This window comes from Dankookia sp. GCM10030260, assembly GCF_042666655.1.
Taxonomy (GTDB): Bacteria; Pseudomonadota; Alphaproteobacteria; order Acetobacterales; family Acetobacteraceae; genus Paracraurococcus.
In genome coordinates this window covers 116,165-129,274 of the sequence record NZ_JBHTDE010000005.1, presented here as the reverse complement: position 1 = coordinate 129,274, position 13,110 = coordinate 116,165, and the positions used below count along the sequence as shown (strand labels likewise).

Sequence of the window (13,110 nt, the reverse complement as noted above, 5' to 3'; positions counted from 1 at the left end):
CCGCCCTCGACCGGGCGCTGCGCCAGGCGGCCGGGGCCATGGGCGTGGCGCTGTCCCGCCAGGACTAGCCCGTTCGGCCAGCCCTGGCTCCGGCCCGTTGCCGCCGGCGCCGCAAAGGCCCACATCCGCCGGCATGTCCGCATTCCATAGCTCCGCCGCACCGGACCTCGCCGGCTGGCACGGCACCACCATCCTCTCCGTCCGCAAGGGCGGCATCGTCGCCATGGCCGGGGACGGCCAGGTCTCGCTTGGCCAGACCGTGGTGAAAGGCAATGCCCGCAAGGTCCGCCGCATCGCCAATGGCCGGGTCCTCGCCGGCTTCGCCGGCGCCACCGCCGATGCCTTCACCCTGCTGGAACGGCTGGAAGCCAAGCTCGAGCGCTTCCCCGACCAGCTCGAGCGCGCCTGCGTCGAGCTCGCCAAGGACTGGCGGTCCGACCGCTACCTGCGCCGGCTGGAAGCCCTGCTGGCGGTGGCCGACGGCAAGCGCTCCCTGCTGCTGACCGGCCAGGGCGACGTGCTGGAACCCGAGGACGCGGTGATCGGCATCGGCTCCGGCGGCAATTACGCCCTGGCCGCGGCCCGCGCCCTGCTGACGGTGGACGACCTCTCGGCCGAGGAGATCTGCCGCCGCGCCATGCGGATCGCCGGCGATATCTGCGTCTACACCAACGGCAACGTCATCGTCGAAACCGTGGAAGCTGCCTGAGATGACCGTGGAAGCCGTCAACCTCTCCCCGCGCGAGATCGTCTCCGAGCTCGACCGCTACATCGTCGGCCAGAACGACGCCAAGCGGGCCGTGGCCATCGCGCTCCGCAACCGCTGGCGCCGCCAGCAGCTGCCGGAGGGCATGCGCGAGGAGGTGGTGCCGAAGAACATCCTGATGATCGGCCCGACCGGCTGCGGCAAGACCGAGATCGCCCGCCGCCTGGCCCGCCTGGCCAATGCCCCCTTCCTGAAGGTCGAGGCGACCAAGTTCACCGAGGTCGGCTATGTCGGCCGCGACGTGGAGAGCATCATCCGCGACCTGATCGAGGTCTCGATCACCCAGACCCGGGAGAACTCGCGCAAGGCGGTCCAGGCCAAGGCGGAGCTCGCCGCCGAGGAACGCCTGGTGACGGCGCTGGTCGGCGAGGGCGCCTCCGGCGAGACCCGGATGAAATTCCGCCGGCTGCTGCGCGACGGCAGCCTGGAGACGCGGGAGATCGAGGTCCAGGTCAACGACGCCGGCGGCGGCATGCCGATCGGCATGATGGACCTGCCGGGCGCCCAAGGCCTGCAGATGCAGAACATGCAGGAGATGCTGGGCAAGATGTTCGGCGGCAAGACCAAGCCGCGCAAGGCGACGGTGGCCGAGGCGCGGCAGATCCTGCTGAAGGACGAGGCCGACAAGCTGGTCGACCAGGAGGCGCTGACGCGCGAGGCCGTGGCCAATGCCGAGAACAACGGGATCGTCTTCCTCGACGAGATCGACAAGATCGCCCGCGGCTCGGACAACGGCGTGCGCGGCGGCGACGTGTCGCGCGAGGGCGTGCAGCGCGACCTGCTGCCGCTGATCGAGGGCACCACGGTGACGACGAAGCATGGGCCGGTGAAGACCGACCACATCCTCTTCATCGCCTCCGGCGCCTTCCATTTGTCGAAGCCGTCCGACCTGCTGCCGGAATTGCAGGGCCGCCTGCCGATCCGGGTCGAGCTGTCCGCCCTGACGCGGGAGGATTTCCGCCGCATCCTGACCGAGCCGGAGCACAGCCTGCTGAAGCAGTATGTCGCCCTGCTGGGGACCGAGGGCCTGACGCTGGATTTCACCGCCGATGCGGTCGACGTGATCGCCGATCTGGCCGCCGACATCAACGCCAAGGTCGAGAACATCGGCGCCCGCCGCCTGGCGACCGTGCTGGAGCGGCTGCTGGAGGAGATCAGCTTCACCGCCTCCGACCGGCGCGGGGAGGCCGTGCCGGTGAACGGCGCCTATGTGCAGGAGAAGGTCGGGCCGCTGGCGGGCAGCGCGGATCTCAGCCGGTACATCCTCTAGGTCCCGAGGGACGAATCGCCCGGGTTGCAGTGTGCGCCGAGCGCGCGTTGTAACTCTTGTTGACACGGCCGGGGCCGGCCGTCTGGCGGGAGGCATGCATGGCGGCCCTGAAGCTGCGGGCGATCGGGAATTCGGTGGGGGTGGCCCTGCCGAAGGACCTGCCCGCCCGCCTGCGGCTGGCCGAGGGCGACACGGTGCAGGTGGTGGAAACGCCGGACGGCTTCCGGATCATCCGCCACGACCCGGGGTTCGAGCGGCGGATGGAGGTGGCGCGGCAGGTGATGCGCCGCCGGCGGGCCGTGCCGCACGAACTGGCGAAGTGACCCCGCTCGTCTGGCTCTCGGCGGACGTCGTGCTGGCGATCCAGGACGAACAGGTTGCGGAGCATGGCGGCGGCGGGGGCATCCGCGATCCGGGGCGGCTCGACGGCGCCCTGGACCGGCCGCTGAACCGCGTCGCCCATGGCACGGCAGACCTGCCGACGCTGGCCGCCTCGCTCGGCTTCGGGCTCGCCCGGAACCACCCCTTCGTCGACGGCGACAGGCGCAGCGCCTACGTGGCCGTCGAAACCTTCCTCGCGTTGAATGGCCTTGATCTCGTCGCGGGGGACGCCGAATGCGTGGTCGTCATGCCCGACCTCGCCGCCGGCGACCTGCCGGAGGAAGACTTCGCCGCCTGGCTGCGCGACAATGTTGCGGCGCGCGGCAGAACGCCGCGACACCCCCCACCTTCCGGCGGCGCCCCGGCCGCCCCATCTCGGGTCGGCGCGAACCCATCCCGCGCGCCCGGGTTCAGGCAGGATCATGACCGACACCGACCGCAGCCTGCCCACCCTCACCCTGCCCGATGCCGCCCTGGCCGAGCTCGACGCCGCCGTGGTGGTGCTCGAAGGCACCTCGCTGCCCGTCCGCCTCGCCGCCTTGGTCGGCGGCTCGGTCGATGCCCTGAAGCGCCGCCTGCCGGAAGTCGCCCAGCGCGGCCTGGACGAGGCGGTGCGCCGCGCGCTGGAAGCCGCCATGCAGGCGGCGCTGCGCAGCGCCCCCGGCCGCACCGGCCCGCTGCCGAACGATTGGCTGCATCGCGGCCTGATCGCGGCCTCCGGGGTGGCCGGCGGCGCCTTCGGCCTGCCGGGGACGCTGCTGGAATTGCCGGTCTCCACCACCCTGCTGCTGCGCCAGGTCGCCGCGGTGGCCGCCGAGCAGGGGGAGGACCTGGCGGACCCGCAGGTCCAGGCCGAATGCATGAAGGTCTTCGCCCTCGGCGGCCGCAACCCGGGCGACGACGATGCCGAGAGCGGCTACTTCGCCCTCCGCGTCGCGCTGGCCGAGGCGGTGCAGACCGCGGTCGGCCGCGGCGTCGCGCAATTCCTGCCCGGCTTCCTCGGCGCCATCGCCGCGCGCTTCGGCGCACCGGTCGCCTTCAAGCTTTCCGCCCAGGCGGCGCCGGTCATCGGCGCGGCCGGCGGCGCGGCGGTCAACCTCGCCTTCCTCGAGCATTTCCGCGGCATCGCCCGGGCGCATTTCACCATCCGCCGGCTGGAGCGCCGGCACGGCCCGGCCCTGGTGCGGGCGGCCTACGACCGGCTGCGGGACCAGGCACTGGTGGCCTGAGCCGGGCCGCGCAGCGCCGGTCCCGCCTTAACCGGAATTCATGCGACGCCGGCGGCGAAGCGCCTATGATTTGCGAACCATTCGCAATCGCAGGATCCGATGACCGCCTCCATTGCCGTCCAGGCCGCCCTCATCCTGTTGCGGGAGGGGCTGGAAGCCATCCTGGTGCTTGCCGCCCTCGCCGCCCTGCTGCGACAGATGGCCCCCGACCGCATCGGCGCGCTCTGGGCCGGGGCCGGGCTCGGCCTGCTGGCCAGCCTGCTGACCGCCGGCGCCTATACCGCCTGGCGCGGCGGGGTGCATGACGATTTCGTCGAGGGCGTCACCTGCCTGGTCGCCGCCGGGCTGATGCTCTGGACCGGCGGGTTCCTCTGGCGCCGCGCTGACCCGCGCGCCTGGGGCGCGGCGCTGACCCGGCAGGCGGAGGCGGCGCTGGCGGCCGAGCGGGTGCCGGTGGCGCTCGGGCTGATCGGCTTCCTGGCGGTGTTCCGGGAAGGCGCCGAGACCGCGCTGTTCCTGGCCGCGCTGGGGACGGAGGAATCGATGCCCGGCATGGTCGCCGGGCTGGCCCTGGGGGCGGCGGGGCTCGGCGTGCTGTGGTGGCTGCTGATCCGCGCCGCGGTGCGCCTGCCGCTGCGGCCGCTGTTCCGGGCGACCTCGCTCTTCCTGCTGGTCATGGCGGCACGGCTGGTGGCGGCCGGCATCCAGGAATTCCAGGAGCAGGCCCTGATTCCGTTCAGCCCCAATCCCCTGCCGGAGATCGCCGGGACGATCGGCTTCTCGCCGAGCTGGGAAGGCCTGGCGGTGCAGGGGCTGGTGCTGGCCGGGGTGGCCCTGGTGCTGGCCTGGCCGCGGCCTGCGCCCGTACCGCGCCACGCCGCGGCGGAATAGCCTGGCGGCGGCCGGGCCGCTCACTCTCCGACAGCTCGATCGGAGCCGCCTTCGGTGCAGCCATCGCCTGCATCCCCCGACGCGGGAACCGCGGGGGGTTACAGGCACGCGACACCGGCTGGAAATTTGCCGGCCAGGACAGCCGAAGCAATACCGGGCCAGGTTCAGGGAGTTCGCCCTCGTCGGGGATGTCCTGGCGCATCGCGGGCCGGCCGCCGTGAAGCGCGGGAAGAAGCCGGGCGCGGTCGCACTGCGGACCCGGTTGAGCGATCTGTCGCCTTCACCGATCATGACGACATGACCCGCCCCTGCCGCCGGGTTCCGGCCCGCCCCGCAGTGGGCCGGCGCCTGTGGCACTTCGATTGGCGCGGCCGGAGCCGGGTCCGACCGCCGACGCAGCACCACATCGGCGAGCCGCCCGGCCAGCTGGCGCCGGATGGGGCCGCGGTCTGGTGGGAATTCGTGAGCGATGCCCCCGTCGCCGTCCCCGCGAGGGCAACGCGAGGACGAATAAGTTGATGAAGAGACGAGATAATAGAAACCTGTTTTCCAGTCTGTTCGCTCGACCCGGACACTGCCGCGACTTCCGCATCGTTTCCTGCTTGACGCCATCCAGACTGGCTTGCTTTCATCCGGGCAGCCAGCACGCCATTGCGGCCACTTGCCGCGCTTGCACACCTGGACGGCCTCATGACGAACACCATCGCGCTCCGGCCGACGCTTGCTGCCGCAGACGGTCCGCTGGGGTCGGACGATCTGGCCCACTATGAGCGCACCGGCTGGCTGACGGCGCGCGCCTTCTTCGGCACCGAGGAGGCTGAGGCGATCGCTGCTTGGACGGACGAGCTGCTGGGGATGCCGGAGCGACCGGGCGCGCAGATGGTCTACCGGGAGAACAGCCTGCTGGACCCCAGCCTCCGTGTGGTGCAGCGGATCGAGGATTTCTGCCCCCACCATCCCGCCTTTGACGCGCTCATCCGCGGCGGAAGACTGCAGGCGGCGGTTGACCAGTTGCTGGGCGGGCCGTCGGTCCTGTTCAAGGAGAAGATCAACTTCAAGATGCCTGGCGGCGCTGGCTTCGAGCCGCACCAGGACCAGCAGGCCGGCTGGAGTGCCTATGCGCCGATCTTCGTCACCGTACTCGTCAGCATCGACCAGGCAACGGTGGAAAATGGCTGCCTGGAGATTGCTGACGCACCGAGATTCGCTGGCCTGATTGGCGAGGAATGGCGTCCTCTGACGGCCGAACAGATGGCTGGCTTTGCCCTGCTCCCGGTTCCGACCGAGCCTGGCGACGTGCTTTTTTTCGACAGCTACGTGCCGCATGCCTCGGGTCCCAATCTCACCGCCGAGGCGCGTCGAATCCTGTATCTGACCTACAACCGCGCAGCGGATGGCGACCACCGGGCACGCTACTTCGCTGATAAGCGCGCCAGCTTTCCACCCGATATCGAGCGGAAGCCGGGGGTCGAATACAAGTTCCGGGTCTGACCCCTCGCCTGCCGCAGCGGAGGCGCCGCGCCCGGGCATGCTGCCCGATCGCAGGCGGCGCGCGGGGGCGGACCACGGCCGGCACGGCAGCATCCGACCGGCCGGCCCCGGCGATCAGCTGAAGCAGCGACCGATGCGTCGCCTGGACCCGACCGGGCCCGACCCAGGCGGCCATTGGCTCGATGCTCTTGCGATCACTTGGCAGCAGCGGGCCGGCATGGTGGCGCCGAACCGGGGCGATGCGGTCGGCATGCCCGGGCGCGGCAGCAGGCGCCGCGACCTGGCCTGGAACCGCGAGCCACGGTCGCCCGGAACCGATGGGAGAGCCGGTGCCGCCTCCACCTGCGTGAAGCGTCCCGCGGACGAAGGCGGTGCCGCATCGGGCAGGGTGTATGACGCAGGAGCAATGGCGTCCGTCGGGTTGTGCGATCGGGCTTCTCGGCGATCTCGCCTCGAGCCACCGCGCGCTAGCCCGGCTTCCCCGTGCACCCCGCCTCTGTCACGCCGATCAGCAGGCTGGTGCGGAAGGCCAGCCGCTGCCGCGGCAGGTCGCCAGCCTCGGCATTGCGCAGCATCTCCTGCCATTTGCAGGCGAAGGCGGTCGGACGGTGGCGGAACAGGCCGGCGGTCTCGGTGCGGAGCTCGGTGAAATGCACCGGTTCCCGCCAGAGATGACCGGTGGCCAGCAGCAGCACCAGGCAGGCCGCCAGCACCACCGCCCCCAGGCCGAGCGCCCGGACCAGCCCCGGCGCCAGCGGCAGGACCAGCAGCAGCAGCAGCAGGGCCGGCAGCATCAGCCGCTCACCCGGGTTGACCACGTTCTGCACCAGGTCGGGCAGCACGGCGAACAGCGCCAGCAGGCCGGCGGCGGCCAGCAGCGGCGCCCGGGCCAGCCGGCGGGTGCGGATGGCCTCGCGCAGGCCGAGGCCGAGCAGCGCCGCCAGCCCCGCGGCGAAGGCCAGGTTGATCGCCGCCCCGGCCCAGTACAGGGCCGGGCGGGTGACGATGTCGCCGCCCTCGGCGAAGACGAAGTTGTGGTAGGGGCCCAGCTTGGCGACGGTATAGAGCTTGTAGCCGAGGAAGCCGGCCAGGCTGCTGGCGCCGGCGGCCTCGGTCGCGTTGCCGCCGGCATCCATCGCCACGTACCAGCCGGTCAGCAGCGCCGCCGGCAGCAGGCCGAGGGCCGTGGCCGGGATGCGCCGCCGGTCGAGCAGTGCCGTGGCGCCGAGCAGGGCGCAGAAGGCGAAGAACACCATGGCATGGGTGAAGAAGATCACCACGCCGAAGCCCATGATCGGCAGGGCGCCGGCGCGGCGCGGCTCCGGCAGCAGGAACCAGGCGCCCAGCAGCAGCATCCCCACCTGGAAATTGGCATAGCCGTTCCAGAAGGCGGCGTTGAAGAAGACCGCCACCAGCAGCAGCGCGGCGAAGGCCCCCGCGGCGGCCGGCTGGTACCGCCGCCCCAGCCCCAGCGCCACCGCGACCGAGGCGCCGACCAGCCCGAGCAGGAACAGCCGCGCCGCCAGCGCCGCGGGCATTGCCAGCGACAGCAGCCCGAGCAGCGCCTGGACCGAGCTGTTCGGCACCGGCGAGGTCGCCAGCTGGATCTCGCCGATGGGCAGCCCGCGGATCAGCCGCGCCAGCAGGTGCCCCTGGTAGGCCCACTCGGAAAAATCCTGCAGCGGCGGGTAGGGCGCCAGCACCAGCACCGCCGCCACCAGCCCACCGAGCCCGACGCAGAGCGCGGTCCAGGCCGGGAAGGCGGCGGGCGCGGCACGGGGCGGGGCGGTTTCGGCCGCGTCGGGCAAAGGCGGGTCTCCGGGATGGCCGGTGGAGGGTCCTTCTCGGCGCCACCGGGGTGGCTGGCCACTGACATGCGGTTGAGGGCATTTCGCCCTGTACAGGTCGGGGGCGGCCGGGTTAGGGTCGCCGCCATGGCATCCATCGGCTTCCGTACCGCGCGAATTACCGGCCCGGCCGCCTGAGCCGCGCTGCCCGTTGGGGGTGGCGCGCCGCGCCGCCGGGTTCGTCCCTCCCCCTCGCGCTGCATGGAACCGCCCCGATGACCGATCGCCTCCACGTCCGTTTCCTTCTGACCGCCGATGCCTCGCCCGGGCTGCTGCCGCGATTGCTGCAGCCGCTGGCCAAGCGCGACCTGGTGGCGGACGCCTTCCATGCCGTCCGCCAGGGCGATGCCCTGCAGGTGGAACTCGTGCTGGAAGCCATGCCGGCCGAGATGGTCCACCTGGTCGCCGGCAACCTCGGCCAGGTGGTCGGCGTCTGGTCGGTCGAGACGGTGCTGCCGCCGGCGCTGCGCGCGGCGGCCTGAGGCTCGCCGCCGCCGGGCCTGTTGCTCCGGGTTTCGTGACATCGGGCACCCCCACGGAAGGGAACGCCTTCGGTTGCCTGCGGCTAAGGTCCCGACACGCCAGCGGGGCCTCGGACGATGCTGTGGGACGCCTTCCCGAACGCGCTCGACCTCGCGCGCTTCCAATTCGCCTTCACCGTCACCTTCCACTTTCTGTTCCCGGCCTTCACCATCGGCCTGGCCAGTTTCCTGGCGGTGCTGGAAGGGTTCTGGCTCTGGACCGGGCAGGCGAAATACCTTGACCTCTTCCGCTATTGGCTGAAGGTCTTCGCGGTGAACTTCGCCATGGGCGTGGTCTCCGGCCTCGTGATGTCCTACCAGTTCGGCACCAATTGGGCGGTCTGGTCGGACAAGGTCGGGCCGGTCCTCGGGCCGATCATGGCCTACGAGGTCCTGACCGCCTTCTTCCTCGAGGCCGGCTTCCTCGGCGTGATGCTGTTCGGCCTCGGCCGCGTCGGCAAGGGGCTGCATTTCTTCGCCACCTGCCTGGTCGCGGTCGGCACGCTGATCTCCGGCTTCTGGATCCTCTCGGCCAATTCCTGGATGCACACGCCGGCGGGCTTCTCCATCGACGCCGACGGCCGCTTCATGCCGGAGGACTGGTGGGCGATCGTCTTCAACCCGTCCTTCCCCTTCCGCTACCTGCACACCATCACCGGCGCCTTCCTGACCACCGCGATGATCGTCGGCGCGGTCGGCGCCTGGCACGTGCTGCGCGACCGCGGGAATGAGCGGGCGCGGCTGATGTTCTCCATGGCGATGTGGATGGCCGCCGCCGTCGCCCCGGCGCAGGCGGTGTTCGGCGACATGCAGGGGCTCTGGGCGCTGGACAAGCAGCCGCAGAAGGTCGCCGCCATGGAGGGCCACTGGGAAACCCAGCGCGGCGCGCCGCTGATCCTCTTCGGCATCCCCGACATGGAGCGGGAGGAGACCAGGCTGAAGGTCGAGGTCCCCTATCTCGGCAGCCTGATCCTGCGGCACAGCCTGGATGGCGAGATCCAGGGGCTGAAGGATTTCCCGAAGGATGCGCGGCCGACCAACGTGCCGCTGGTCTTCTGGTCCTTCCGCATCATGGTGGGCATGGGCATGCTGATGATCGCCCTCGGCCTGGCCTCGCTCTGGCTGCGCTGGCGCGGGCGGCTGTACGACAGCCCCTGGTTCCAGCGCTGGGCGGTGGCGATGGGGCCGTCCGGACTGATCGCGGTGACCTTCGGCTGGATCACCACGGAGACGGGCCGGCAGCCCTTCACCGTCTATGGCCTGCTGCGCACCGCCGACAGCGTCAGCCCGATCGCCGCCCCCGCGGTGCTGACCTCGCTCATCATGTTCGTGGTGGTCTACTTCATCGTCTTCGGTGCCGGCATCTGGTACCTGTTCCGGCTGTTCCGCCATACGCCCGCGGCAGCGGAATCCGGCGTGGAATCCGAACCCCCGGTGCGCACCGCCGGCATCACGGCGGCGGCCTCGGTCGACGCCGACCGCGTGAACACGGCGCAGCCGCAGCCGGGGGAATGACGGGCATGAGTGCCGAAACCATCGCCACGATCTGGGCCTTCATCATCGCCACGGCGGTCTTCCTCTATGTTTGCATGGATGGCTTCGACCTCGGCGTCGGCATCCTGTTCCCCTGGATCCACGGCAAGGACGACCGCGACCTCGCGGTGAACACGGTGGCGCCGGTCTGGGACGGCAACGAGACCTGGCTGGTGATGGGCGGCGGCGGGCTGTTCGCCGCCTTCCCGCTGGCCTACGCGACCATCATGCCGGCGCTCTACATGCCCATATTGGTCATGCTGCTGGCGCTGGTCTTCCGCGGCGTCTCCTTCGAGATGCGCTTCCGCGCCGTGACGCCGGGCCAGCTGCGTTGGTGGGACTGGGCCTTCTGCGGCGGCAGCTACGTCGCCGCCTTCGCGCAGGGCGTGGCGCTCGGCGCGCTGGTGCAGGGGGTGAAGGTCGAGGGTCGTGCCTATGCCGGGGGCTGGTGGGACTGGCTGTCGCCCTTCTCGATCGTCACCGGACTGGCGGTGCTGGCGGGCTACGGGATGCTCGGCGCCTGCTGGCTGGTCTGGAAGACCGAGGGCGAGATGCAGGACCAGGTGAAGGCCCTGGCGCGGCGGATGACCCTATTGACCCTTGGGTTCATCGCCGCGGTCAGCCTGGTGGTGCCCTTCCTGCTGCCGGCCTTCCGTGCCCGCTGGTTCGACTTCCCCGCCATCCTCGCCGCGCTGCCGGTGCCGGTGCTAGTGGTGGTGCTGGCCTGGCGGCTGCTGCGCGGCCTGGCGGAAGCCGGGCACAACCCCGACGACCGCCGCATGGTCTGGCGTGACGGCATCCCCTTCGTCTGTGCCCTGGGGCTGTTCTTCCTGGCCTATTCCGGCCTCGGCATCTCGATCTGGCCGATGATCGTGCCGCCCGACATCACCATCTGGGAAGCCGCCTCGCCGCGGGCGTCGCAGGTCTTCATGCTGGTGGGCGCGTCGGTGCTGATCCCGATCATCCTGGGTTACACGGGCTATTCCTACTGGCTGTTCCGCGGCAAGGTGAAGGCCGGCCATGGATATCACTGACCACGGGGCGCCCGTGGCACCGGGCCGGCGCTGACCGTGGCGCGGCGCCTGCCGGCACGGCTGCTGTGGTTCGTGGCGCTCTGGGCGGCCGGGGTCGCCACCGTGGGCCTCGCGGCCTTCCTGCTGCGGTCGATCCTGCGGCTCTAGCGGGCTGCGGAACGGCGTCCCGGAACCCGGGCGATCGGGCTCGGTGACACGCTCTCGGCGGCGGGCTCGGGACGGACACCAGGCCTCGCGCCGCCGGCAGCTTCGGCAGGCGGACGCGGTCGCAGGCTGCCATGGCGAGGCTGGAGGCCCGGTCCAGCTTGGGCAGCCCGGCCACCATCCTGGCCCAGCCGATGGCCTCCTGGATCCGCTTGCGGATGCGCGGACTGATGGCATGGCCGGGACGGCGCGTGGTCCGGCCGTCGACTGCCGAGCGCCGCCCATGGGTGTTCTGCGCCACCTGCGGGGTGACGTTGATCTCGCGGGGTCCGGCCACGAAGTCCTGCACGTCGAAGCCCTTGTCGCCCACCGGCGTGACCTTCCGCGGCCGCCTGGCATGGGGCTCCCGCGGCCAGCCGATCGGCATGGCCCGAGAGGCGGGCGGCGGGGCGGGGCCATGCGCAGGCTGCGCCTGCAATCTGGCCGGATCGGGTGGAAGGCCCGCAGCCGTCGCGCCGGCCGGATCGATTGCGCCCCGGAATGGCGAACGCGCCGCCTCGAGCGCCGCCGACAAATCTGCCAGCCTGGCATCCACGACGCGCCCGATCGCCCGCAGCGGATGGTCGGCACGGGCCCGGGTCTCCAGGTCGGACAGCGCTGGACAACGCCCCAACCGCCGCGCCGCTGCTGCGCTTTCCCACGCCGTCCGACGGCGGATCATGAGCGCCGGATCCAGGCCGCGAATTTCCGCGGTCCGCTAACGCGCGCGGCGCTCGAACACCGCCAGCCCCGCCCCCAGCAGCGCCACCGCCGCGGTCAGCGGCCCGAAGCCGCCGAAGCCGACCCCGGCCATCATCCAGCCGCCGAGCGAGGCCGCCCCGAGCCAGCCGAAGCTGGCCGAGGTGACGTTGAGCCCGAGCACCGTGCCGCGCACCTCGTCCGGCACGTTGGCCATGGCCGCCATCAGGCTCGGCCGGGCGATGGCGTTGACGAAGACATAGGCGAAGCCGAGCGCCACCGTCGGCACCAGCCCGGCCGGCCAGCCGAACAGCGCCAGCGCCACCACGCCCGACGCCGCCATGGCCGCGGCGAAGGTCAGCATGCGGTCGCGCAGCCTGTCGGCCAGTTGCCCGCCGATGATGGTGCCGCCGATATTGCCCAGCGCGAACAGCGCCAGCGGCAGCGCCACCTGGCCGAGCGAGAGCGCATAGGTCGATTGCAGGAAGGTGGCGAAATAGACCGCGGTCAGCCCGTAGCAGATCCGCTCCGCCACCCCCATCGCCAGCAGCATCAGCACCCGCGGCGACAGCGCGGCGCGCAGGCTGGGCGGCTTGGCGCCCGCCTTGCGCGGGCCGTCCACCGGCTTCAGCGTGGTGACGAAGAGCGACGCCGCGGCGACCAGCGCCAGCACCGCGACGCAGACATTCACCCCGCGCCAGCCGATCAGCGTGCCGATCGCCGCCGCCGCCGGGACGCCGACCAGCAGGGTCAGCGACTGCCCGGCCATCACCCAGCCCAGCGCCCGGCCGCGCTGGCGGTCCACCGTGCGGGCCGAGGCCTCGGCCATCAGCACCCCGGTGAAGGCGCCGGCGCAGCCGCCGGCGACGGTGGACCACAGCGCCGCCTCCCCATAGCTGCCGGCGCGGGAGACCAGCACCATGCAGACCGCCAGGCCGACCGGCCCGCCGACCAGGAAGGGCCGCCGGCCCCAGCGGTCCGACCCGGCCCCGGCCATGAGCGACGCCGCGCCCCAGGCGACCGAGGTCATCGCCATCAGGTTGGCGACCAGCGCGACCGAGGTGTCGAGGTCGCGCGCCATGTCGATGAGGAAGGGCGCGCGGGTGGTGCCGGAAGCCGAGGCGGCGAACATGCCGAGGCAAGCCGCCACCAGCAGCGCCCAGGGCATGCGCGGCAGCACGGGTGTGGCGGGGGGCATGCGGGGGGTGGTGTCCGTTCTCATCAAAGAAGCAAGGCAAGGCCAGGGAGGAGGTATCCTCCCTGGA

At 71.6% G+C, this 13,110-nt stretch carries 11 protein-coding genes and 1 pseudogene; 10 read left to right on the top strand and 2 right to left on the bottom strand.

The genetic code is table 11. The annotated features are described in order from the left end of the window. The first annotated feature begins 133 nt into the window (after window positions 1-133). The 7 genes and pseudogenes from hslV (at window position 134) to ACFQS7_RS18055 (ending at window position 6,028) form a co-directional block, all read left to right on the top strand. Window positions 134-709 carry an ATP-dependent protease subunit HslV gene (hslV, locus tag ACFQS7_RS18085; protein ID WP_380068510.1) on the top strand — a complete coding sequence of 192 codons (576 nt, stop codon included), beginning with the start codon at window positions 134-136 and terminating at the stop codon, window positions 707-709. 7 nt (window positions 710-716) lie between these two features. Beyond that, a complete protein-coding gene (hslU, locus tag ACFQS7_RS18080; protein WP_380068707.1) occupies window positions 717-2,036 on the top strand; it encodes an ATP-dependent protease ATPase subunit HslU in 1,320 nt (439 codons plus the stop codon). 98 nt (window positions 2,037-2,134) lie between these two features. Then, window positions 2,135-2,359, top strand: coding sequence for an AbrB/MazE/SpoVT family DNA-binding domain-containing protein (locus ACFQS7_RS18075; protein WP_380068509.1), 225 nt, complete (start codon window positions 2,135-2,137; stop codon window positions 2,357-2,359). After that, window positions 2,356-2,709: pseudogene (locus tag ACFQS7_RS18070) on the top strand (type II toxin-antitoxin system death-on-curing family toxin); the annotation flags it as partial. The gene ACFQS7_RS18075 and the pseudogene ACFQS7_RS18070, both read left to right, overlap by 4 nt. Before the next feature lie 130 nt (window positions 2,710-2,839). Next, complete coding sequence (locus tag ACFQS7_RS18065; RefSeq protein ID WP_380068508.1) at window positions 2,840-3,646, top strand: EcsC family protein; 807 nt, start codon at window positions 2,840-2,842, stop codon at window positions 3,644-3,646. Window positions 3,647-3,745: 99 nt separating this feature from the next. After that, the gene (locus ACFQS7_RS18060; protein ID WP_380068507.1) at window positions 3,746-4,537 is read left to right on the top strand and encodes an FTR1 family protein; all 792 of its coding nucleotides are present in this window, start codon (window positions 3,746-3,748) and stop codon (window positions 4,535-4,537) included. Between the two features lie 690 nt (window positions 4,538-5,227). Next, window positions 5,228-6,028 (top strand): phytanoyl-CoA dioxygenase family protein, encoded by an 801-nt coding sequence (locus tag ACFQS7_RS18055; protein WP_380068506.1) that lies wholly within the window; start codon window positions 5,228-5,230, stop codon window positions 6,026-6,028. A 467-nt stretch (window positions 6,029-6,495) separates the two neighbouring features. Here ACFQS7_RS18055 and ACFQS7_RS18050 read toward each other — a convergent pair whose 3' ends face one another. Next, the gene (locus tag ACFQS7_RS18050) at window positions 6,496-7,836 is read right to left on the bottom strand and encodes a hypothetical protein (protein WP_380068505.1); all 1,341 of its coding nucleotides are present in this window, start codon (window positions 7,834-7,836) and stop codon (window positions 6,496-6,498) included. Between the two features lie 254 nt (window positions 7,837-8,090). Between ACFQS7_RS18050 and ACFQS7_RS18045 the strand changes: the two genes are divergently transcribed. The 3 genes from ACFQS7_RS18045 (at window position 8,091) to cydB (ending at window position 10,963) form a co-directional block, all read left to right on the top strand. After that, on the top strand, window positions 8,091-8,357 hold the full coding sequence (locus ACFQS7_RS18045; RefSeq protein WP_380068504.1) for a hypothetical protein: 267 nt from the start codon (window positions 8,091-8,093) through the stop codon (window positions 8,355-8,357). A 117-nt stretch (window positions 8,358-8,474) separates the two neighbouring features. After that, window positions 8,475-9,911, top strand: a complete 1,437-nt coding sequence (locus ACFQS7_RS18040) for a cytochrome ubiquinol oxidase subunit I (RefSeq protein WP_380068503.1) — start codon at window positions 8,475-8,477, stop codon at window positions 9,909-9,911. Then, a complete protein-coding gene (gene cydB / locus ACFQS7_RS18035) occupies window positions 9,908-10,963 on the top strand; it encodes a cytochrome d ubiquinol oxidase subunit II (RefSeq protein ID WP_380068502.1) in 1,056 nt (351 codons plus the stop codon). Before ACFQS7_RS18040 ends, cydB begins: the two co-directional genes overlap by 4 nt. A 901-nt stretch (window positions 10,964-11,864) precedes the next feature. Here the strand turns inward: cydB and ACFQS7_RS18030 are convergent. Beyond that, complete coding sequence (locus ACFQS7_RS18030; RefSeq protein ID WP_380068501.1) at window positions 11,865-13,043, bottom strand: MFS transporter; 1,179 nt, start codon at window positions 13,041-13,043, stop codon at window positions 11,865-11,867. Window positions 13,044-13,110 lie beyond the last annotated feature (67 nt).

Excerpts from the sequence above, each read along its gene's own strand:
- ACFQS7_RS18030 (WP_380068501.1), bottom strand. The coding sequence starts at position 13,043 with ATGCCCCCCGCCACACCCGTGCTGCCGCGCATGCCCTGGGCGCTGCTG.
- ACFQS7_RS18040 (WP_380068503.1), top strand. The coding sequence starts at position 8,475 with ATGCTGTGGGACGCCTTCCCGAACGCGCTCGACCTCGCGCGCTTCCAA.
- ACFQS7_RS18060 (WP_380068507.1), top strand. The coding sequence starts at position 3,746 with ATGACCGCCTCCATTGCCGTCCAGGCCGCCCTCATCCTGTTGCGGGAG.
- cydB (WP_380068502.1), top strand. The coding sequence starts at position 9,908 with ATGACGGGCATGAGTGCCGAAACCATCGCCACGATCTGGGCCTTCATC.
- hslV (WP_380068510.1), top strand. The coding sequence starts at position 134 with ATGTCCGCATTCCATAGCTCCGCCGCACCGGACCTCGCCGGCTGGCAC.
- ACFQS7_RS18045 (WP_380068504.1), top strand. The coding sequence starts at position 8,091 with ATGACCGATCGCCTCCACGTCCGTTTCCTTCTGACCGCCGATGCCTCG.
- ACFQS7_RS18055 (WP_380068506.1), top strand. The coding sequence starts at position 5,228 with ATGACGAACACCATCGCGCTCCGGCCGACGCTTGCTGCCGCAGACGGT.
- ACFQS7_RS18075 (WP_380068509.1), top strand. The coding sequence starts at position 2,135 with ATGGCGGCCCTGAAGCTGCGGGCGATCGGGAATTCGGTGGGGGTGGCC.
- ACFQS7_RS18065 (WP_380068508.1), top strand. The coding sequence starts at position 2,840 with ATGACCGACACCGACCGCAGCCTGCCCACCCTCACCCTGCCCGATGCC.